Origin of the sequence: Streptococcus sanguinis (assembly GCF_026781265.1) — a bacterium.
Lineage (GTDB): Bacteria > Bacillota > Bacilli > Lactobacillales > Streptococcaceae > Streptococcus > Streptococcus sanguinis_T.
On record NZ_JAKUVC010000002.1, the window covers coordinates 268,859 to 290,448 of the forward strand.

Consider the following 21,590-nt stretch of genomic DNA (forward strand, 5'->3'; position numbering starts at 1 on the left):
TACCACAGAAATCGGAAATGTAAATCCCGACTAAAAAGGTAATGAGAGTTAGGTGCTTTTTATTAGTTTGCGACTCCAACTTACAATTTTATAATTTGCGCAGCATCTGAATTAAAACACTGACCTCTGCGTCATCTACAATAATCTTAAAGCTTCGCTCCACCGTTCGAATGATTTTCCTAACGTACTTATAGTCATCAGGGAATTTTTCGATAACACCAGCAATTTCTTTACTACTCTTCTTCAGGCATTCTCCTGAAAGGGTCCGCTCCACTAGACACGCAATATGAACAAACAAACCTATTGTTTGGTCCTCTGTCAGCTGATAATAAAAATCAAAATCATCTAAAATAGCAGGAAGAATCTTTTTAATCTTAGCTAAGGAAGTATAGACAAATTGCTCTTCTAAAAATTGGTAAACTTTCTCATAATCGTAGCTATTGACAGAGGTCGGTACAAACATCAATAATTTATCTAAGTGCTCCTTGGGCTGCTCAAAAACATCTTTAATGGAAATGAAAGGGATACCCATAATTTGAGGGTCGAAAGTTCCAACAAAAGCATGAACTTGATAGGTCTTTCTTAAGGCCATCACTTCCTCAATCAACATCTCCTTATTAGCAACTGACAAAGCAATGACACGATAACCCAACTTTGAATACTGATCAAGATAGTGCTTGAGCTGAAGAGAACCGCCTTCGCTGGTATAACAGAGTGTAATGATGATTTTTTCTTGGTCCCGATTTTTATAAAGCTGATTCATTTCCATATGAAAAGCGTGAAAGACACTTTCAATATCATTTTCTATCAAACAGCGCCGTGCAATCCCCATGCCAATCATAGTAATGGGAATTTCAAATTCTCTGATTTTAATCAGAGTTTCTTCTCGAATTTTATCCAGCATTTCCTTAATCGAGCCCATATCATAGAGGACGATGACCCCTAAACCTTGGTCTAGCTCCTCAATTTGCTCTTTTAATTTACAATAGCTTTCCTCTAGAGACTCTTCTAATAGAATATCAAAGCCATACACTTGGCTATTTTTAGTCAGCATCTTGGTTGACTCAGCCAAGGACTTGGCAACCCCTTTACCATGCAGAACGTAGAGCAAGATAGGTCGTAGACTATCTTGTTTCTTTTCGGATTCAATAATAAACATTGTTAGGATGACGATTTCATCTATTGGAACAGCTAGTTGAAATCTTGTTTCTAGCTGCCTAGCAAATTTAGAACATTGTGCATACTCTATTGGATAATCCCGAATCACTTTCACAATAGCATCATTATCCAACTGCCGATTTAACGACCCTTTCTGCTTAAGCATCGCATTGACATGAAGGCTGATGCCGTAATATGCCGTCGAATTAAGCTCTATATTGAGTTCTTTTTGAACAGATAGAACAAAGGCTTGTACCAACTGGATTACTTCAGCAGAAACAATCGTCTCAAGATGATTAAGATTTTCCAACTCATCTTCTTTCTTAACAAAAGGTTTGTATTCAATATAGCTTTGAATATAATTTCTCACTGCCTCAAAAACATCATCCTGCTCAATGCCTCTTTCTGATAACTGAGAATATTCTGATTTAATTTTGTTATATAAATCATCCGACTCTTGCTCTGGAAAATCCAGCAATCCCAACTCCTTATCATAAATCAGCACCTTACGTTTGCCAATCAATTCATCGATTTTAACTACATTATGACCACCTAAATGCCGAATTCCTTGATAAGGAATGGGCAAATCGTCATTACTAAGTGTTAAATCTTTTAGCTCCGACCTCAGACTTCTTACAAAAGCATTGGCACAAGCAGTTCGAACTGCATATTCTAATTCTTTTATATTGCTAATATTCGCTGATAGGATGAAGGAATGAATGACATCACGCGGTACTTGAATATCATTCGCAGAATTCTTTGATTCGATAGCTAAAAAGTAATTTAGTAACTCTAGCTTTTCACTAATCGGTCGATTCGGATAAGAAGGCAGCTGGATTACAACAGGAAGTTTATTGGATAAATGTTCAGATAGCTTAGCGCTACTTCCGATAATTACCAAACCTTTCTTCTGACGTCTCTTTTGTTCTCCTTCTCTGTGATTCAGCCAGGAAATCAATCTATTTTGATCCGCCGAAGATAGAACTTGTATGTTATCTATAAATAAAATTCCTTCTGCCACTTTCTCAAATACAGACTTCGTCCCCTCTGAGCCAAATAACAACTTCAGCAAATCATCCAGAACATCAATATAGTCTAAGCAGTTAATTTTTTCAAACAACTGAGGTTTACTAATCGCTTGATTTTGAATGGCAAACGCTATCATTTTATTAACGAAGTGAGTTCTACCAGCACCAATTTCGGATAAAATGAGTACAGGAAGAGCATAATTTGGGTATAAAATAGCTGCCTGTGCTAACTGGATGGCTGTTCGCAAACTGCCGTTTTCACCTATAATGCTTGGAAAATCCAAAGGATTTTCCACAAATACCTCTTTTAATTGGTATTGAACTGGCCGTGTATTTCCTTTAACGAGTATCCCTTCTTTTACCAATTGATTCAAAATAGTGCTCACATTTGAGCGTTGCATTCCTAAAGCAGCAGCAATTACTTTCGTTTCAAGGCCTTGCTTATTATTCTTTAGTAATTCTTGCTCTAGATATTCTAAGACTAGTGTTTTGGCAACCTTCATATTCTACCTCACTGATATTTTTCTCCCATTATCGTCATTCAATTTATCTTATACTGCAGCTTGATTCACCTACTTAGAGCCTTAGAACTTACTCCCTATCATCCTGTCATTTCCTTATCTAAACATTATAAATTGAAGCAAGAGAATGATAGAATACATAAAAGCCAACTGTTAATGAGTGATATAAACAGCTGGCTTTTTTCTTTATCATGTAGGAATGAAATTCATTATTCATTCATTTATCAGAAAACTAAGTCGTAAGGAGATTCCAACTTGTCCACTAGACTAGATAGAAACTCCGCTGCGGGCTGACCATCTACGACTTGATGGTCGAAAGTCAAGCTGAGCGGCAGGAATTTCTGCTCATAGACCTGTCCTTGGCTGTCAAGAGCCAGCGCCGTTTGCAGGGCACCAACTCCTAAAATCGCCACTTCTGGTGTATTTAGAATAGGAGTGAAATACTCAATCCCTGCTGCCCCGAGATTGGTAATACTGAAGGTTGAACCTGAGTAAAGAGCTGGGTCTAAAGTGCCTTTACGAGCTTGGGTGGCCTCTGTTTTGATAGCTAAGCCCAAGTCAGCCAGCGTTAGCTTATCCACGTGACGAATGACTGGCACCACCAGACCATCACTAAGCGCAGTCGCAATACCGATATGAATATCTTCTACTTCCTGATACTGACCATTGAAATACCAAGCATTGAGCTGAGGGTGATCTTTCAACGCCTTGGCAACAGCCTTTGTAAGCAGGGTTGTGATGCTGATTTCGCCATTTTCTAGTGGTGAAGTGACCTTATCCTTCATATCCTGCCTAAAGGCTATCAGCCGACTGATATCCACCTTACGATGCAAGGTCACCTGAGCAGATGTCTGGAGACTATTCATCATCCGCTCTGCAATAGTCTTGCGCATACCTGTCAATCCTGCACCATAGTCAACTTGACCAGCATGCTGAAGGACTGCTGAGCTACTTTCAGGTGTTTGGTTTGGAAGCGCCTCTGGTTTATAATTTTCCACATCTCGTCGGGTAATACGGCCATTGCCTCCCGTTCCTGAAATCAAGGAAATATCATATCCTTTTTCCTTAGCAATCTTGCGGGCAAGAGGAGTGATGAAAATACGTCCATGTTCACTGTTTCCGACAGAGTTGGAACTTGCTGTCGCAGTTTTTTCTGCTAGTCCAACCCCTGCATCAGCTGCCTCTTGCTCACTTTCTGACTGGTTCGCAGAAACTTCTTCCGTCTCCATACCTGGAATAGATTCTCCTGCTTCACCAATCCATGCAATTACTTTCTTGCACGGGACAGTATCGCCCGCCTGACTGATAATTTTTAAAATCACTCCTGCGCTTGGCGCCTCTACATCGCTGGTCAATTTTTCAGAACTGATTTCCAAGACAGGCTGACCAGCAGCTACGGTGTCGCCTTCCTTGACCAGCCAGTTATTTATCAGACCTTCGGTCATTGTTAAGCCTAGCTTAGGCATTACAATTTCTGTAGCCATACTTACCTCCCTTCTATCTCTTCAGATCGTCAATCAATTCTGCAGCAACAGTCAGAACCTTATCAGCATTAGGGATATAGAGCTGTTCCAGATTCACCGCAAATGGTACCGGCACATTTGGCGCGCAGACGCATTTCACTGGGCCGTCCAGATAGTCAAAGCATTTGTCTGTCACTGCTGCTGCAATATCCGTCGCTGTGTTATTATGAGGGTTGGATTCATCAACGATAATCAGCCGTCCAGTTTTCTTGACTGATTCAAAGACAGTCTCCTCATCCCAAGGGGCTACCGTTCTCAAGTCAATCACTTCAACCGAAATACCATCTTTTTCCAAGCGATCCGCTACCTCATAAGCAACATAAAGCATTTTACCGATAGTAACGATAGTGAGGTCTGTTCCTTCACGGCGGACAGCAGCCTTTCCAATTGGAACTGTATAATATTCTTCTGGTACCTCTCCCTTGATACCATAGAGAGTTTTATCTTCTGAATAAATCACGATATTGTCGTCTTCAATGGAAGCCAGCAGTAACCCTTTAGCATCATACGGAGTTGCTGGAACAACTACCTTTATGCCAGGTATAGATCCAAAGAGACCGTAATATGAACCCGAGTGCTGAGCTGCAGCTGAAGCTCCTGCCCCATGCATGGTCCGCATTGTCATCGGAACCTTGGCCTTACCGCCAAACATATAGCGCATTTTTGAGCCTTGCCCCAGAATGGCGTCAAAGCAGAAACCGATAAAGTCATTGAACATCAGCTCCGGTACTGGCCGCAAGCCAGTCAGAGCCATTCCAACAGAAGCTGACACGTATCCGTGCTCAGAAATCGGAGTATCAATCACCCGCTCTCGGCCGTATTTTGGCATGAGTCCCTTGGTTACACCCATTACACCGCCCCAAGCATCTTCGTTTTCTTCTTCCAAGTGCTTGATTGTTACACCGCCAGCAATATCTTCTCCCAGAAGGATTACGGTGTCATCTTTTGCCATTGCCTGATCCAGCGCTTCATTGATTGCTTTCATAAATAACAGTTGTCTAGCCATTTGATCAACCTCCTTCTATCAATCAGCAAATACATCTTCCAGCAGAGACTCGGAACGAGGAATCGGACTGTCTTGAGCAAATTTGATAGCTTCTTCCACATCCTTTCTAGACTCCTCTAATATGGCATCAAGTTCCTCTTCAGTCAAGAGGCCATGCTCGATAGCGTAATCACGGAAGACATCTAGAGCATCCACATCAGCCCAGTCTTTTTCTTCACCTTCCAAAGCCTTATACTTCTGCTCATCCCCTTCAAAGTGACCATGATCGCGATATGTTACAGCTTCAATTAAGGTAGGTCCTTCACCTCTACGAGCCCGCTCTACAGCTTCCTTGGCTACTTGGTAGACAGCGAATAAATCCTTACCATTAACCCGGATGCCAAGCATATTATAAGCAGCTGCTCTTTCAGCAATGGTGCCAGATGCTGAAGAATACCATTGCGGTGTCGATTCTGCAAAGAAGTTGTTTTCATTGACAAAGATAACTGGCAGTTTCCAAATTGATGCCATATTGAGACATTCGTGGAAATTCCCTTCATTGGCTGCACCATCACCGAAGAAGCAGACCGCTACACTGTCAGTTTTCAAGTACTTGTTGCGCATAGCTGCACCTGTAGCTAGACCAAAGCCTCCACCAACCATACCATTGGCACCGAGGATTCCCTTGTCCAAATCAGCAATGTGCATAGATCCGCCTTTTCCTTTTCCGAGTCCAGTCTCCTTGCCAAAAATTTCTGCCATCATTCCCTTTAAGTCACCGCCCTTAGCAACACAGTGACCGTGTCCCCGGTGAGTACTGGTAATATAGTCCTGGTCTGTCAGATTGGCACAGACGCCAGTAGCAATCGCTTCCTCTCCTGCATAAAGGTGAACAAAGCCAGGAATCTGTCCTGCAGCAAAGAAACGCCGAGTATTTTCCTCAAAATTACGGATATCCCACATGGTTTTATACAAGGTCTTGGCTTTTTCTTTGGAAACCTGCTCTACCTCAACTTCAGTAGCATCATAGACTTTTAAATCTACTAGCTCTGATACAGCACTTTGGTTTCTTGTTTTGCTTAATTGTTGTGGTAAATCTTTATAATTTGACATATTTTTACCTCCTCATTAATCGTCCTGAACGAGTCTTTTAGCGACCTCTTGTATTAGTTCTGATGTGGTAGGATGAGCAAAAACTGTTTCAAGAACTTGATCCAGCGTTGCTTCAGCCTGCCTCAGCAAAATCAAATTCTGCAGAAGATCTGTACCGTTCGGACCGACGATGACAGCCCCTAGGAGAAGATGGTATTTCTTTTCTGAAATTAACTTGACATAGCCCTCTGTCTCACCTATAGCGATAGCCCGCCCATTATAAGAGAAAGGCAGCTTCTCGACCAGAACATCATAGCCGGCCTGCTCAGCCTCTTCCTTGCTGAGACCAAAAGAAGCTACTTCAGGATTGGTGTAGAGTGAACGGGGAACACCCAGCGGATCAACTGCTTCTTCAGCTCTCCGGCAGATAGCTCTTACAGCCTTTATCCCTTCTGCACTAGCTACGTGAGCCAGCATATAAGATTCCAAGAGATCACCGATAGCATAAACATGCTCTTTGGATGTTTCGTAGTATTGATCTACCTTGACAAAATTCCGATCTGTTAAGGCTAATCCCATATCCTTTGCTAGCTCTAGATTTGGTTTGCGGCCAGTAGCGACTAAAAGATGGTCGAAAGCAACCTGCTCGTTCTCAAGTAAGACAGAACTAGCAGTGACTTCCTTTATCTGCGCTCCCTGATAAATCATCACCCCCATTTTCTTTAGTTTCTTTTGAATCACATGTCGCGCTTCAGCTTCTTCGGTCAAAAGAATTTCCGGCGCAACCTCAATAACAGTGATAGCGACACCCAGAGGAGCCATAGCGAAAGCTAGCTCAATTGCGATAACGCCACCTCCGATAATGACTAACTTCTCAGGAAGCTCCCTCAAGTCAAAAAACGTATCCGTCGTTAGATAGTCAACCTGTTCCAATCCCTTGATAGGAGGCACAAAAGGATAACTGCCAGTAGCCAAAATCACATCTTTGCCACTGATTTCTTTACCATTGACGGAGAAAGTTCGGTCTTTGACAAACTTGGCCTGCCCTTGGATATATTCAATACCTAAAGACTTAAAGCTAGCATGAATTCCAGATTGCAAACTGGCAATAACCTGATTCTTTCGGTCTACCAATTTCTCAAAATCAATCCTTTCAAGCTTGCTCTCAACGCCATAACGCCTAGCTTCCTCCATTGTCAGCAACCAATGACCGTGCTGGAGATAGGCCTTAGACGGTATACATCCTACATTCAGGCAGGTTCCGCCGATAGACTTCTTTTCTACTACGGCGACTTTCTTACCTAAACGAGCTGCTTCTTCAGCAGCCACATAACCGCCCGGTCCAGCACCGATAATCAAAACATCATAAACAGACAAAACACTCCTCCTTTCATAAAATGCAAAGGGTGCTCCAACAATCAAAATGATTGCTGTCGGCTATAGATACAAAAAGTATCTTATTATTTTTCGTATACCTAAGACTCATTTTAAAATCTCAGGATAGAGTCTGCTCAGAAGCTATGAACCTCCTTTCTTCATTTTCTTCGTCTACACATAGTAAGCGCTTACTTTTTGGAAGAAGCTTATACCAAATAATTAAACTCCAGTTGCCTATCCTTCAAATTGACTTGAACTGTCATTTCAGTTGTTTCCTTATTTTCAACCAAATAACGAGCCAAAGGCGTTTCGAGATAGCGCATAATGCTTCTTTGAATAGAACGGGCACCAAACTCTGGTTGGTAACCTTTCTGGGCTAAAAAAGCATAAACTTCTTCGCTCAGATGAAGCTGAATCTTCTGATGTTTCAACCTTTCCTGAAGTTGCTGGACCATAATTTTTACGATATTGATCATATCTTCCGCCCTCAGAGGGTTGAAAATAACCGTCTCGTCAATCCGATTTAAAAACTCTGGTCTAAAGCTATGTTGCAGCAAGGACAGAACTTCTTCCTGCGTTTCAGCAGTCAGTCCCTGTTCACTTTTGAGACTTTCCAAAATCTGCTGGGAGCCAATATTGCTTGTCATAATCAAAATAGTATTTTTAAAGTCAATAGTACGGCCTTTAGAGTCTGTCAAGCGTCCTTCGTCCAAGACTTGCAGCAGGGTGTTAAATACATCCGGATGGGCTTTCTCAATCTCATCCAGCAAGACAATCGAATAAAGCCTCCTACGAACAGCTTCTGTCAGTTGTCCTCCCTCTTCAAATCCTACGTAGCCTGGTGGCGGACCAACTAAACGAGCCACGGCATGTTTTTCCATGTATTCAGACATATCCAGTCGAACCATTTCCAACTCATTGCCAAACAGCCGCTCAGCAAGGGCTTTTGCCAGAGCAGTCTTCCCGACTCCAGTAGGCCCCAGAAAGAGGAATGAACCAATAGGACGCTTTGGATTTTGAATTCCAGCCCTAGAGCGCAAAATCGCCTCCGAAACCTTTTGAACAGCTTGGTCTTGTCCTACAATTCTCTGGCGCAGGAGCTTGTCTAGATTTAACAGGTGTTCGCGCTCATTGTCCATGATTCCCTGCACTTTGATTCCCGTTATACGTTCTACGATACTGGCTATATCTTCGCGACTGACGTATGGTCGTTCAGTTTCCGCTTGAGCTAGCTGGATTTTCTTGACAGCACAAGCCTCATCAATCAAGTCCAGTGCCTTATCAGGCAAATAACGATCTGACAGATAACGAATTGAAAGACTAATCGCTGCTTGCAGAGCTTCATCCGTCAGGAAAACTCCGTGAAAGTCCTGGTAATTCTGCCGCAGTCCTTGCAGAATTGTCAATGCCTTATCTTGATCAGGCTCCTCAATGCGAATCCGCTGGAAACGCCCCTCCAAAGCTTGATCTAGTTCGAAGCTTTCTCGATAGGCTGCAAAAGTTGTGGTTCCGATGATATTAATCTGTCCCTGAGCCAATAGCGGCTTTAAAAGATTGCCTGCATCAAGAGAGCCCTCTGTCCGACCTGCTGTCACGATTTGATGAATATCCTCAATATAAAGAATAATCTTCCTCTTAGCAGCCAGCACCTCATCCAAAACAGCCTTGAAGCGCTCTTCAAACTCTCCTCTATATTTAGTCCCGGCAATCAGTCCGCCTAGATTTAACTTAAAAACTTCCTTGCCCAATAAATGTTCTGGAACATCATCAGCAATCAGTCTGCTAACAAATCCCTCCATTACTTTGGATTTTCCAACACCTGGAAAGCCTAGGAGAATGGCATTGCTTTTCTCTTTCCTACACAGCACACGGATAATATCATTGATTTCCTCTTGGCAGCCTATCACCTTCTTACCGGACTGGTCTGCCAACCACTGATTAAAGTTAGTTGCATATTTGCTCAGGGCTTGATAGCGACTCTCCTGACTGGAAGAGACTGCTCGTTTGCCTTGACGAACCTTATTCAACTTTTTCGCAACCAGTTCCTTATCAATCCCAGTCTGCTTTAAAAAAACAGTTATCGGATTCCTTTGCTGATGAAATAGACTGAGAATCAGGTGTTCTACTGTTACCACCTCATCTCTCAGTTCCGTCCTCTCAGCCTCTGCATCATCCAAAAGATTCTTGAGACGCTGGCTATACTGACGTCCAAAGCGATTTGTGTCCGTATGTGAAAATACAGGAATCTTGGCTAGTTCCTGATTGATGACACAAATAAATTCATTAATATCAAGGTCCAAACCGGTATAGAATTCCAAGGCAAAAGCTTGAGGCTGGGTCAGCACTGTCCAAACATGCGGAATGTCCACTTGATAATTGTGTTTTTGAATAGCTAATTCCTTTGCAGCATTTAGTACTTCTTGCAAAAGATGGGTATAGTGTTCAGTCATATAGTTCCCTCGCTTTTCTTCTGAAAACCAAAGACAACTGCAAACAATATTTTAAGAAATAACCTATTTTAACAAAAACTTGACTTGATAATCTTACGACTATTATATCATTTTCACAATCAATATACTAGAAAATATGTAAGCGTTTTACCGTTTTAATCTACTTTTAATAAAACTTTGTGAAAAAAATAACACTGACTTATCTTAAAAGGACAAGCCAGCGATCTTTAAGTTATGATATTTTTAGCCAAACGATTAAGCCGCCACTGAAAAAGAATGCCGCTCATCACCAAGCTGGCAATGAGGCCGATCCAATATCCATAAGGGCCTAAACTAGTATAGTAATCTAAGAAGAGTCCCAGGGGAAGCGAAACTCCCCAATAAGCAATCAGACCCAAGTAAAACGGCACCTGAGTATCCTTATAGCCCCGAAGAATGCCCTGCAAAGGAGCCGCAAAAGTATCTGCCAACTGGAAAAAGAGGCTGTAGGTCAGAAAAACAGATGTCATACGTATAAACTCGGTATCCGAACCATAGAGTGCAGCCACTCGGTCTCGTAAGATATAGAGAAAGAGAAAGGTAAATCCAGCAATTCCCAAAGCCGTCAGCCGCCCAAGTTTACAGAATTTCTTAACATCGTCAGGACGATTGGCTCCAATTTCATAAGAAACAATGATGGACATTGAGGTTGAAATGCTCATAGGAAAGGCATACATTAAGTTTGAAAAATTCATGGCCGCCTGATGGCTGGCAATAATTAGTGACGAAAACTTAGCCATGACCAAGCCAACAACCGAGAAAATCACAACTTCAGCAAAAAACGTTCCTCCGATAGGCAGTCCAAGTCGAATGCCTTCTATTAATGCCTTTTTCTCTAACGGTCGAATCTTCCACAGCTCATAGACTCGGACTTTTGGATGTTTGACTGCTACTAACAAGGATATGAGGAGCAAAACCCAATAAGCCAAAGAAGTCCCAAGTCCAGCTCCAGCTCCGCCCATTTCTGGAAAACCAAATGCTCCGTAGATTAGGGCATAATTAAAAGAGCCGTTCAAGGGCAAGAGTAAGAGCATGAGATACATGGAAAGCTTGGTCAAGCCTAGAACATCAAACAGAGAACGAATGGTGCTAAAAAGCAAAAGAGGGATAATACCGAGCGCCAGATACCAAAGATAGTTCTTAGCCACTTCTTCTACCAAGGGCTCTAGGCCAAGGTGGGCCAAAACTAGAGGAGCACCCACAAATACCAAGGCAAATAAAATTAGCGATAGCCCTAAAGAAAGATAAATAAATTGATAAAAATCAGAAGCAATCTTTTCTTTTTTCCCCTGTCCTAAATGATGCCCAATTATAGGAACCAAGGCAGACACGATTCCTATCAGCAGGTCGAAAAATGGAATCCAAAGACTAGTTGCCATGGAAACACCAGCCAGATGCAAGGTGTCATACTGGCCAGTCATGGTCGTATCGACAAATGAAGCTGAAAAATTGGCCAGTTGGTAGATCAAAATTGGCAAAAAAATAGAAATAAAGAGCCGCATTCGCTGCTGTAAATTATGAGTTTGGTGCATAGAAATCCCTCAAAAATTTTTTCTACCCAAGTAAAATCAATGAGCTTAGATATTTAAAATATCAACTATCTTTACTATACTATACTATAAGCCAGACAGATAGTCAAAAAGAAAAGGAAATCATATATCTGCCTCAGTAAAGACAACCTGCCCCTTCTCAAATCCTGCTATTCGCGCTAAAGAAAGCACTCGATAGCCAGCTGTTTCCAAGACTTGACGTCCATTCTGGAAAGATTTTTCGATGACAATTCCGACAGCTTCCACTTGCGCTCCTGCTTGCTCAATAATGGTAATCAAGCCCTTGGCTGCCTGACCGTTAGCTAAAAAATCATCAATAATCAGCACTTTATCGTCAGAGGTGAGAAATTTCCCTGCAATTGAGACAGTCGAAGTCACTTGCTTGGTGAAAGAATATACTTCAGCAGTCAAAATCCCCTCTGTCATGGTGATGTTTTTGGCTTTCTTGGCGAATATCATTGGGACATTCAGAGCTTCAGACACGTAGACAGCCGGAGCAATACCAGAAGCCTCAATGGTCACTACCTTGGTAACTCCTGCGTCCTTTACCGCCTCCGCAAAGATCTGGCCAACCTCTTTCATCAGAGAAAAATCAACCTGATGGGTCAGAAAAGAGTCAACTTTCAAGATATTTTCACCTAACACTTGTCCATCTCTGAGAATCCGTTCTTCTAATTTTTTCACTTTTACTCCTTAATACAAGCATACTTGATGTTAGCAGAAAAACACGGCTATCCGTGCTTTTCGTTTACTCTTTTTGATTTTTATTCTCGGTCTTTTCTTCTTCTCCAGCATGATTGACTGCTTTTTTGAATTCTGAAAACATTTTACCGATAGATTGTCCTAGTTCGGGCAGGCGTTTTGGTCCAAAAATAAGCAGAGCTCCCAGAACAATAATGATTACCCCAGGTACTCCGATGTCTTTTAAAAGTCCCATTAATTTCTTCTCCTTGATTTTCTTTGATAAATGATGCGACTGAGTAAGATGCTGACTTCATAGAGCAAAATCAAAGGCACTGTCATAGACAAGTCGCTGATAAAGTCAGCCGGTGTCAGGACAACTGCTAAAACCAGCAAAATGAAGTAAGCATATCGTCTATATTTTACCAAAAATTTCGGATTGAGCAAACCGATAGAAGTCAGAAAGGATACAAGAACTGGCAGCTCAAAGAGGCAAGCAATTGGAATAGTGGTATGAAAGACGAAACTAAGATAATTCTGTGCTGTCAGTCGAGTCTCAAAGAGGCCCTCACCCAGCAACAGCAAGACCTGCAAAATAGCTGGAGTCACAAAGTAAAAGCCGAAAGCCAGCCCCAAAACAAAACAGAGAAAGGTAGCCGGGATATAAGCGGAAACGGCTCGTGCTTCATTGGCTCGCAAAGCCGGTCGTACAAACTCCCACACCTGATAAACCAAAAATGGCAAGGTCAGGGAAAAAGCGACCAGACTAGCCAGACTGATATAAATCCAAAGAATATCATCCGGCCCCAGCACCAGCAGCTTCTGCTCAAAATTACTGGTTAGCCATCGGTAAATATCGGCTGAAAAGAGCAAGCTAACCAGAAAAACCAGGAAGAAGCAAGCCAGTACCGCTAGAAAACGCCGTCTGAACTCTGTCAAATGCTCAATAATAGTCTGTTCTTTTTTATCCATGCTGCTGCTCGCTTTTCAGATTTTTAAAGCTTACATAGACCACCAGCAGGATAAAGAGCACCTGACTGACGACCACTTCCAGGCTTGGATAAAGCCCCATCCATTCTACTGTCACAAAGCCATTGATTAAGTGAGTCGGTAGGATATTGGTCAGCTGAAGAGCATGGATGCTGACACCCAGCATTTTAAAGGCCAGAGCATAGATTAACCAGGTCAGCCAGAAGAAAATACTGTGTGGCTTGAGCAGACCAGAAGCCTTGCTCATGATAAAGGCCAGCAAGACCAAGACCAGAAGAGCCAAGCCGATTCCCAAAAGGAAATCAGTCATAGTGATACGCGGCAGAATTCCTGCATAAAAGAGGATGGTCTCAGCCCCTTCGCGGAAAACTGCCAGAAAGCTAAGAGCAAACATGGAAAGAAAACTGCCTGTGGCTGTTACTGCCTTCATTTGGCTTTCCATAAAGTCATTCCATTTCTCGATAGATGCCTTGCTATGCAGCCAGATACCAACCAATATCACCATGGCGACAGCGAAAATACCCACTGCACCTTCGATAATCTCACGATTGGATCCAGAAGCAACTGACGGGAAAAGAAACTGCAACAAAGCCGCAATCACAGCACTGGCTAGAAGCCCACTCGCTGCTCCTGCATAAACCCATTTGAGTCCTTTTTTCATCTTGGAGGCTTTCAGAGTCGTTATCAAAGCCATGACAATCAAGAGCGCTTCTACACCCTCACGTAGCAAAATCAGCATAGCATCAAAAAAATGATAAGAAGCTGTTGTGTCAATCTGTGACAGCTCACTAATCAAAGATTCTAGCTGCTTTTGATACTTCTCTTCGCTCCCCTTAACCATAATAACAGGTGTCTGACTCTCAACCTTGGTATAAAGCGAAGGATTATTGACACTGACATCTCCTTCAATCGTTGGCCAAATGGTGATGAACTCTTTCATCTTAGCAGCAGCCTTTTTATCATCTCCACTTTGGAAGAGACTCAAAGCCTCCTCTAGGAGCTTAATTCCATCTTTCAGCGTCAGATTGCCAGCAGCTTCTTGGACTTTCTCGCCTTTGACAAAATTATCAATGGCGGTTTTCAAATCATCAAAAGAAGACTGAATCATGTCAAAGTTAGTAGGCTCTGTCTCAATGGCGCTGCGCAGGAATGAAATAGCTGTTTCTACCTTGCCGTAATGGGCTGTGCTGTTGTCTCGCACCACGCTTTCGTTGGTAGTCCAGGTGCTATTCATCTTTTTGTAAGCTTCTCTTGTCGCTTCTAAATCCTTAGCATTGATAGCTTTTTGTAGATTTTCAAATTTTGGCTCTAGCTTACTGAGAAGCTTCTTTTTCTCAGCCTCTAAGTCGACTGGATTCTGCTCTTTCTCAAATTTCAAGAGGGCAGAAGAAATCTGTGTCAGCTTCTCCTCAGTTATCTGACCCGATAAGTCTAGCGCCTTACTTACATCTTGTCCTGCTGCAGAGTCGTGATTAGCCGCCTTTTCAAAGTCAGTCTTGATTTCTCTGACTAACTGCTTGGCTTTTTCCTGGTCCTTCTGCTTGACCGCAGTGCTGGCATCAGTGATTTTGACGAATAAACTGCTGTAGCTCTCGTCTGCTAAAACCGGCTTAGCCAAAAAGATCAGCAAGAGCCCTAATATCAAGAGACTTTTATTCAAATAATTTTTGACCAAGGTACTCTCCTTTTTTCACTCCACCAAAACAAGCAAACAAGCCACTGCCGACATGCGTGACGTACTCATTCATCTTATCTTGAGCGCCTAGATTGGTCTGAACTTTGACAAAGCTGTCTGGATCTTTCTGGAAGGAAAGAAAGAGCAAGCCTGTGTCAAACTGACCAGTAGTTTCATCAATCCCGTCCGAGTAAGAATAAGACCGGCGGTATATGGGCTTATCAACCTCCTTGGCCAGACGGACATGTGAATCCTCTGGCAGCAAGTCCAAGTCAACCTCGTCAAACTCGTCTTTCTTGCCAAAAGGCGCTCCGCTTTCTTTATAGCGACCAAAAGTGTTTTCCTGCTCCTGCAGATTGGTCCGGTCCCAGGTCTCAAGGAACATCTGGATTCGGCGGACAGCCATGTAAGAGCCGCCCCGCATCCAGTCCTTGCTATCGCACCAAATGACCTTATCGAAGTCTTTTTCCTTGGTTACATTGGCTGTGCCGTCCTTAAATCCAAAGAGATTACGAGGTGTTGACATCCGGTCTCCGATAGCAGCAAAGCCTGACTGACTCCACTTCATGGTGATGGCATTTCTGCCCTTGCGGATTAGATTTCGGACCGCATGGAAGGCTACCTGCTCATCATCTGCACAGGCTTGAATGACAATATCGCCACCTGTATATTTTTCTTTAAGCTGCTCCTTTGGAAAAGGCGGCAAATCCCGAAAAGCTTTCGGTCGTTTGTCTGACAAGCCCATTTTTTTCAGAAAAGAGGCTGAGACACCGAAGGTCAAGGTCAGTCGATAAGGGTTGAGACCGACAGTTTCTCCAGTATCCGTTGGCGGCAAAAGAGCATTGGAATTATCTTTTTTGACCAATTCTCCGTCTACCAGCTTCTCGCTATAGGCTGTCCAGTCCTTGAAGAGCTGGATAATGGTTTCCCTATCTGTCGTATGCAAATCCAACACAACAAAGTAGATATTCTTCTGCATCGGAGTTGTGATACCCGCCTGATGCTCCCCATAGAAGCTGATTTCTTCCTCACCGTCAGCGAATTTCTTATCTTCCTTCGCCTGATTAGCGAAAAAAGCAGATGCACCAGAGACACCCAGTGCAAGACCAGCGCCTCCAATCCCTGCTTTTTTAAGAAATTCACGACGATCCATCTTTTTATTAAACCATTTTTCGTCGTTTGTCATAAGCTTACTCCCCGTCTAGAATGACTCCCATTTGTGAAAGAGGCTCACCCAGTTTGGTAACTGCTTCTGCCAGCTCCTTGGTATCTTCTTTTGTCAATTCTGTATAGAGCTTGTAGTTTTCCGAGTCGGTCATGTGCTTGTCTAAAAGAACGTTGACGTTTTTAAACTCAAGTTCCAAGGTCTTGACAAGTTTCTTGTCCTTGTCTTGAATCAATGGCTTGAAGAGTTCGAAAATCTTTTCTGCCCCTTCAATATTGGCCCGAAAATCATAGAGATCTGTATGGGAGAACACCTCTTCCTCGCCTGTAATCTTGCTGGTCGCTACTTCATTGAGCAAGTCAACAGCGCCCGTCAACATCATATCAGGAGTCACTTCAACTGTTGCGATTTTAGCTTTTAGCTCCTTTATATCGTTGACCAGCTGATCAGCATAGCTTTCCGTTCCCTTAGTCGTGTCTTGCTCCCACATGATTTTTTCGATGCGGTGGAAACCAGACCAGCCTTCTTCGGTCTTGTTTTCGTCCACATAGTCGACTAAACGGAAGTCAATTTTTACATCTGATTCACCAAAGCTCTCAGCAATCGGTTCCGAGCGCTCGTAGGCCATCCGGATAAGCGGATATTGCTTTTTAGCCTCATCAAGCTTGCCTTCTTTAAGGGTATCGCGAAATTTCTCTGTATCTGTCAGGAGCTGATCAATTTGTCCTTGGACAAACGTTTTGTAATCCGTTGTAGCCTTGTCCAATTCTTTCTGATTGACAGTCGTTTGACTGCTGGATGGTTGACTGCTTGAGCCAGTCTTGTTTGAAGAGTTGTTGGCTGCACAGCCAGTCAGTAAAATTGCCGTTGAAAATAGGACGATGCCAAGTTTTTTCATGGTGACTCCTTTGTTTTCTCTCTGATATGAGATTATTTCCTGTAAATTATACCAGTTTTTTTCTCATATTTCAAGAAATTGTCTGACAATTTAATCAAAAACTATATATTTAGACCGCTAAAGCAGCTCTTCTTTGACTTTCCCAATCTCCGTCTTTTTCAGCACCAAGTAAATCGTATCCCCCAAATAGAGGCGCGTGCTGCCATTGACCGTTTGAGTCTTGCCCTTGTGGACATTCATGGTAATCAAGACTCCATCAGGCAAGTTTAGCTCATGCACTTGACGACCAGCAATCTTTTCAGAAACAGGGATTTCAATTAAAGTCGTATCTCCCTGGTCCTCGATACTGTCTGGCAACATTTTTTCCAACATGGCTTCATAGACGGGCGCTCCTTTTAGCAAATCCATGATGATGTAAGCTGTCAGAGTGACCAGTCCCAGTGGCATGAGATTGCTAATGTCCCCGACCATCTCTGTGACCAGAATCATGGCTGTCAGTGGAGCCTTGGAAATGGCGCCAAAATAGCCACTCATGCCCAGAATAATGAAAATCGGAAATTGCTCCTGAGAAATCAAACCAAGCTGCAGACAGATCGCACCCATTGCTCCGCCAAGCAATGAACCCAGAGCTAGGATAGGCAGGAAAATACCACCTGGCAATCCACTGCCATAACTCATCATGCTCCAGACAAAACGCAGAGCAAAAAACAAGAGCAAGGTTCCCACAGTGTAATGACCAGCAGTCAAAGATAAAATCAATTGATTGCCCCCGCCCAGCAAGTGAGGGAGGAAATAACCAATCGGAAGAATCAAGGCAAAGGCCAGAATGGGATAATAGGCTTCTGAAACCCTAAACATTCGCCCCAAAAACTGATAAACCAGCTGAATATTCAAAATGACTTTCTCATAAATATAGCCTGACAAGCCCAGCAGCAAGCCCATGACTAGGTAAATCCAATACTGCTCCAGCCTCATGACCGGGATATTATCAGGCATGTCCAGTACTGGCGTCAGTCCAAACATGGAGAGCGAGACAAAGTTAGCAACTAGACTGGCCGCCAGCGTAGAAACCCAGAAAAAGCGTGAAAAATGACGGTAAACTTCTTCTACTACGAATAGCAGACCTGCGATTGGTGCATTAAAAGCTGCTGCTAAGCCTGCTGCCGCACCGCTAGAAATGAGCGCTCTCTCCTCAGCAGCACTCAGATTCAGAAATTTAGAGACGCCTTTGCCACTCATGGCGCCCAGCTGAATACTTGGTCCTTCTCGCCCCAACATCAGACCGCTGGCAATGGCTAAAATCCCTAAAACAAACTTCTTCCAGAGAACACTCCACCAAGAAAGCGACATCAGGCCTTTCAGCTCTGCTTCAACCTGCGGAATCCCTGACCCCTTGATATTTTTCTCCGACTTTACCCAGCGAGCATTGAGCAAGACGATGAAAGCATAAAGAAATACTAAAGCCAGTAACCAAAGCATAGACTGCTGACTCCTTTGATAGATATCCTGCACTAAATGAAAGATTTTTTCAATCAGAAAGCGAAAAACGCCCACTACCAGTCCAGCAAAAATCCCAACTAAGATACCACGCAAAACCTGGGAAATAATTGAATGAGTTGCGAAATTAAATTCTCTCTTGATGTCGTCCTCACGTGAGCTAGCTTCTTTTGCCATTCCCAATCTCCTCTAAATAGTTACTTTACCAATATTCTAGCACAAAGCAAGCCTGATAAACAGATGAAATATAAATTTCTTATTTCAGTTTTCTTTTTAAAGACTCTACACAAAAAAGCCCAGGAATTGTCCCAGACTTACTTATTTTCTTATTTAGCGCGCAAAGCTGCTTGAGTGATGTAGTTGTACGGTTTGTTGAAGTGTGGCAGGAAGAAAAGATCCAGCAAGGCCAATTTATCAATTGTAACCTTTTCCTGAATGGCCAATGAGAACATGTGAATACCCATAGACATATCTTCTCTAGAAACCATCTGAGCTCCAAGAACTACACGCGTGTCCTTATCATAGACAATCTTGATTGTAACATCATGATGCTCAACCTTTTCAAGGAAGGTTGGTTTTTGAGTGTCTTTAAACTCAACCACAGCTGGGCTGTAACCAAAGCGTTTAGCTTTTTCTTCTGTCAGACCAGTTGAAACCATCTTCAGACCAAAGATTTCGATACCGTTAGAACCTTGAACACCGTTTGATTCCAATTCATGACCGCAAGCATTATGAGCTGCTACGATACCAGAGCGCAGGGCGTTAGAAGCCAAGGCAATGTAGTTTGTATCGTTGATAGAGTTATCATAGACAGTCGCACAGTCACCGATTGCATAAACATCTTTGATGCTAGTTTCTTGCTTCTTATCTACCAAGAAAGCACCATTGCGGAATGTTTCTAGCTTGCCAGCACCAAGACCAGTGTTTGGACGGAAGCCAACTGCCAAGACAACCATATCTACATCGTAGCTAGCCTTATCTGTTACAATGCGTTCTACTTTGCTTTCACCTTCAATAGCCTGAACAGTTTGACCGAAAGCTAATTGAATACCATTGTCTTCAAGGTTTTGACGCATCATATCAGACAAGTCGTGGTCATAGTAACCTGCCAAGCAAGTATCCACAACATCAATCAGAATCACTTCTTTACCAAGACGTTTGAAGGCTTCTGCCAACTCAACCCCAATGTAACCAGCACCTACTACTGCCACACGTTCGATATGTTTGCTCTTGTCTTGCAATTTTTCAATAACATCTGCAGCATTTTGATACAATTTTACGAATTGCAGATTTTCTAAGGTTGACTTAAATTCGCGGCTATTAGGATCCAGCTCAGCACCTTTAATCGGAGGCAGAATTGGCTGAGAACCTGTAGCTAAAATCAATTTGTCATAAGACTCTACATGTTCTTTACCGTCTACAATAGCTGTAACTTTTTTCGCATCATAATCAATTGACTCAACTGGTGAATTCATATAAACTTTTGCGCCTTTTGCTTCAAAAGTTTCTTTGTCTGCATAAAAAAGTCCATCTGGCTTGCTGATTTGCTGTCCAATCCAAAGGGCCATTCCGCATGCCAAAAATGAAATGTTTGAGTTTTGGTCAAAAATAACTACTTCATTTTCTGCACCATAATTATCCAACATTGTATTAATACACGCTGTACCTGCGTGGTTTGCACCAACTACAACGATTTTACTCATAAGAATAGTCCTACCTTAATTTATAATTTACTAAATAAGTATATCATCTCCTGTGAGCGTTTACAAGAAATTTGCTCGAAATTTTCAAAAATTCTTAGACCACCTAAAAAGCTGTAGCACTGCAGTCTAAATACCTCAGAAAAACTACCTTTTCCAAAGTTTCATTTTCTGAAAATATAACAATTTTAAGATTGTGAAACCGGTATCTTTTTGATATAATAAGGCTAGAGAGGTTGATTTTAGAAAGGTTGTGATAATGTGGACTTCGCTTCTCGCTCGCTTCATTTGATGGGGAGTACAATTTGCATCTCTCTCTATCATGAGCGAGCGGAAATACTCTTAGATGAGGCGGTCCAACTGCTTCATTTCTATAAAAATCGCTTCAGTGCCAATGATGAAGACTCTGAACTTATGACTATCAACCATCTGGCAGGAATTAAAAGTGTCTCAGTTCATCCAGAGCTTTTTGAGCTGATTGAGCTGGGAAAATATCACAGCCTAGCAGAAGGCAGCCACTTAAATATCACGATTGGCCCTCTCGTCCAGACCTGGCGGATAGGATTTTCAGACGCTCATCTCCCAAGTACGGAGGAGATTCAGCAAGCTATGAGCTTGACCGACCCAAACTTGCTTGAGCTGAATCCAGAAGACCGCAGTGTCTTTTTGGCTAAGAAAGGCATGAAGTTGGATCTAGGCGCCTTGGCTAAAGGCTATATCGCTGATAAAATTAAGGACTATTTGCTGAGCCAGGGAGTGACTTCTGCTCTTATCAATCTCGGTGGCAATGTTCTGACGATTGGGAAAAATGCAGCCAGCCAGCGTTCCTGGCGAATTGGCATCCAAAATCCCAAGCTGTTACGCGGCAATCACTCAGCTATACTAGCCGTCACCAATCAGTCAGTGGTTACATCAGGAATCTACGAGCGAACCCTTACAGTGGATGGACAAAACTACCATCACATTCTGAATCGCAAAACAGGTTATCCAATCGAAAATCAATTGGCTAGTCTGACCATTGTTTCAGACAAGTCGGTAGATGGCGAAATCTGGACAACTCGCCTATTTGGTGAAAGTCCGACATCAATTCTGTCCCAGATTGAAGAGCAAACAGGGATTGAAGCCTTGATTATCACCCAAGACAGTCAGCTCTTCTGCAGCTCAGGACTTTTAGAGCAGATAATTCCTGCTTCTTAATTCTTAAAAGTGATAACTTTGTTGCCACACCAAGCGGCACCTCTATCACCCTATCTTTTATAAA

At 42.7% G+C, this 21,590-nt stretch carries 16 protein-coding genes; 1 reads left to right on the top strand and 15 read right to left on the bottom strand.

Going from position 1 to position 21,590, the window contains the following annotated elements; translation table 11 throughout:
* Positions 1-88: 88 nt before the first annotated feature.
* The 15 genes from MK370_RS02205 to nox all read right to left on the bottom strand — a co-directional run bounded on the left by MK370_RS02205 (position 89) and on the right by nox (position 20,332).
* On the bottom strand, positions 89-2,689 hold the full coding sequence (locus MK370_RS02205) for a PRD domain-containing protein (RefSeq protein ID WP_268683964.1): 2,601 nt from the start codon (positions 2,687-2,689) through the stop codon (positions 89-91).
* Between the two features lie 242 nt (positions 2,690-2,931).
* Positions 2,932-4,191, bottom strand: a complete 1,260-nt coding sequence (locus MK370_RS02210; RefSeq protein ID WP_268683965.1) for a dihydrolipoamide acetyltransferase family protein — start codon at positions 4,189-4,191, stop codon at positions 2,932-2,934.
* A 13-nt stretch (positions 4,192-4,204) separates the two neighbouring features.
* Positions 4,205-5,236 carry an alpha-ketoacid dehydrogenase subunit beta gene (locus tag MK370_RS02215; RefSeq protein ID WP_111675830.1) on the bottom strand — a complete coding sequence of 344 codons (1,032 nt, stop codon included), beginning with the start codon at positions 5,234-5,236 and terminating at the stop codon, positions 4,205-4,207.
* 18 nt (positions 5,237-5,254) lie between these two features.
* Positions 5,255-6,328 carry a thiamine pyrophosphate-dependent dehydrogenase E1 component subunit alpha gene (locus MK370_RS02220; RefSeq protein WP_268683966.1) on the bottom strand — a complete coding sequence of 358 codons (1,074 nt, stop codon included), beginning with the start codon at positions 6,326-6,328 and terminating at the stop codon, positions 5,255-5,257.
* Positions 6,329-6,343: 15 nt separating this feature from the next.
* A complete protein-coding gene (gene lpdA, locus MK370_RS02225) occupies positions 6,344-7,684 on the bottom strand; it encodes a dihydrolipoyl dehydrogenase (protein ID WP_268683967.1) in 1,341 nt (446 codons plus the stop codon).
* A 206-nt stretch (positions 7,685-7,890) separates the two neighbouring features.
* Positions 7,891-10,134 carry an ATP-dependent Clp protease ATP-binding subunit gene (locus MK370_RS02230; RefSeq protein WP_268683968.1) on the bottom strand — a complete coding sequence of 748 codons (2,244 nt, stop codon included), beginning with the start codon at positions 10,132-10,134 and terminating at the stop codon, positions 7,891-7,893.
* Positions 10,135-10,361: 227 nt separating this feature from the next.
* A complete protein-coding gene (locus MK370_RS02235) occupies positions 10,362-11,705 on the bottom strand; it encodes an MATE family efflux transporter (protein ID WP_268683969.1) in 1,344 nt (447 codons plus the stop codon).
* 120 nt (positions 11,706-11,825) lie between these two features.
* Positions 11,826-12,407 (bottom strand): xanthine phosphoribosyltransferase, encoded by a 582-nt coding sequence (locus MK370_RS02240; RefSeq protein WP_268683970.1) that lies wholly within the window; start codon positions 12,405-12,407, stop codon positions 11,826-11,828.
* Positions 12,408-12,471: 64 nt separating this feature from the next.
* Complete coding sequence (locus tag MK370_RS02245) at positions 12,472-12,660, bottom strand: twin-arginine translocase TatA/TatE family subunit (RefSeq protein WP_268683971.1); 189 nt, start codon at positions 12,658-12,660, stop codon at positions 12,472-12,474.
* Positions 12,660-13,376, bottom strand: coding sequence for a twin-arginine translocase subunit TatC (tatC, locus tag MK370_RS02250; protein WP_268683972.1), 717 nt, complete (start codon positions 13,374-13,376; stop codon positions 12,660-12,662). Before tatC ends, MK370_RS02245 begins: the two co-directional genes overlap by 1 nt.
* Entirely contained in the window at positions 13,369-15,069 is a 1,701-nt protein-coding gene (locus tag MK370_RS02255) for an FTR1 family protein (RefSeq protein ID WP_268683973.1), read from the bottom strand. The genes tatC and MK370_RS02255 overlap by 8 nt, the downstream gene beginning before the upstream one ends.
* Positions 15,047-16,255, bottom strand: coding sequence for an iron uptake transporter deferrochelatase/peroxidase subunit (gene efeB, locus MK370_RS02260; RefSeq protein ID WP_268683974.1), 1,209 nt, complete (start codon positions 16,253-16,255; stop codon positions 15,047-15,049). Before efeB ends, MK370_RS02255 begins: the two co-directional genes overlap by 23 nt.
* 4 nt (positions 16,256-16,259) lie before the next feature.
* Positions 16,260-17,132: an iron uptake system protein EfeO gene (efeO, locus tag MK370_RS02265; protein ID WP_268683975.1), complete on the bottom strand. Its 873-nt coding sequence runs from the start codon at positions 17,130-17,132 to the stop codon at positions 16,260-16,262.
* 117 nt (positions 17,133-17,249) lie between these two features.
* Positions 17,250-18,806: a ClC family H(+)/Cl(-) exchange transporter gene (locus tag MK370_RS02270; protein WP_268683976.1), complete on the bottom strand. Its 1,557-nt coding sequence runs from the start codon at positions 18,804-18,806 to the stop codon at positions 17,250-17,252.
* A 149-nt stretch (positions 18,807-18,955) separates the two neighbouring features.
* Positions 18,956-20,332, bottom strand: a complete 1,377-nt coding sequence (nox, locus tag MK370_RS02275; protein ID WP_268683977.1) for a H2O-forming NADH oxidase — start codon at positions 20,330-20,332, stop codon at positions 18,956-18,958.
* A gap of 258 nt (positions 20,333-20,590) precedes the next feature.
* Between nox and MK370_RS02280 the strand changes: the two genes are divergently transcribed.
* Positions 20,591-21,526, top strand: a complete 936-nt coding sequence (locus tag MK370_RS02280) for an FAD:protein FMN transferase (protein WP_268683978.1) — start codon at positions 20,591-20,593, stop codon at positions 21,524-21,526.
* Positions 21,527-21,590: the final 64 nt, after the last annotated feature.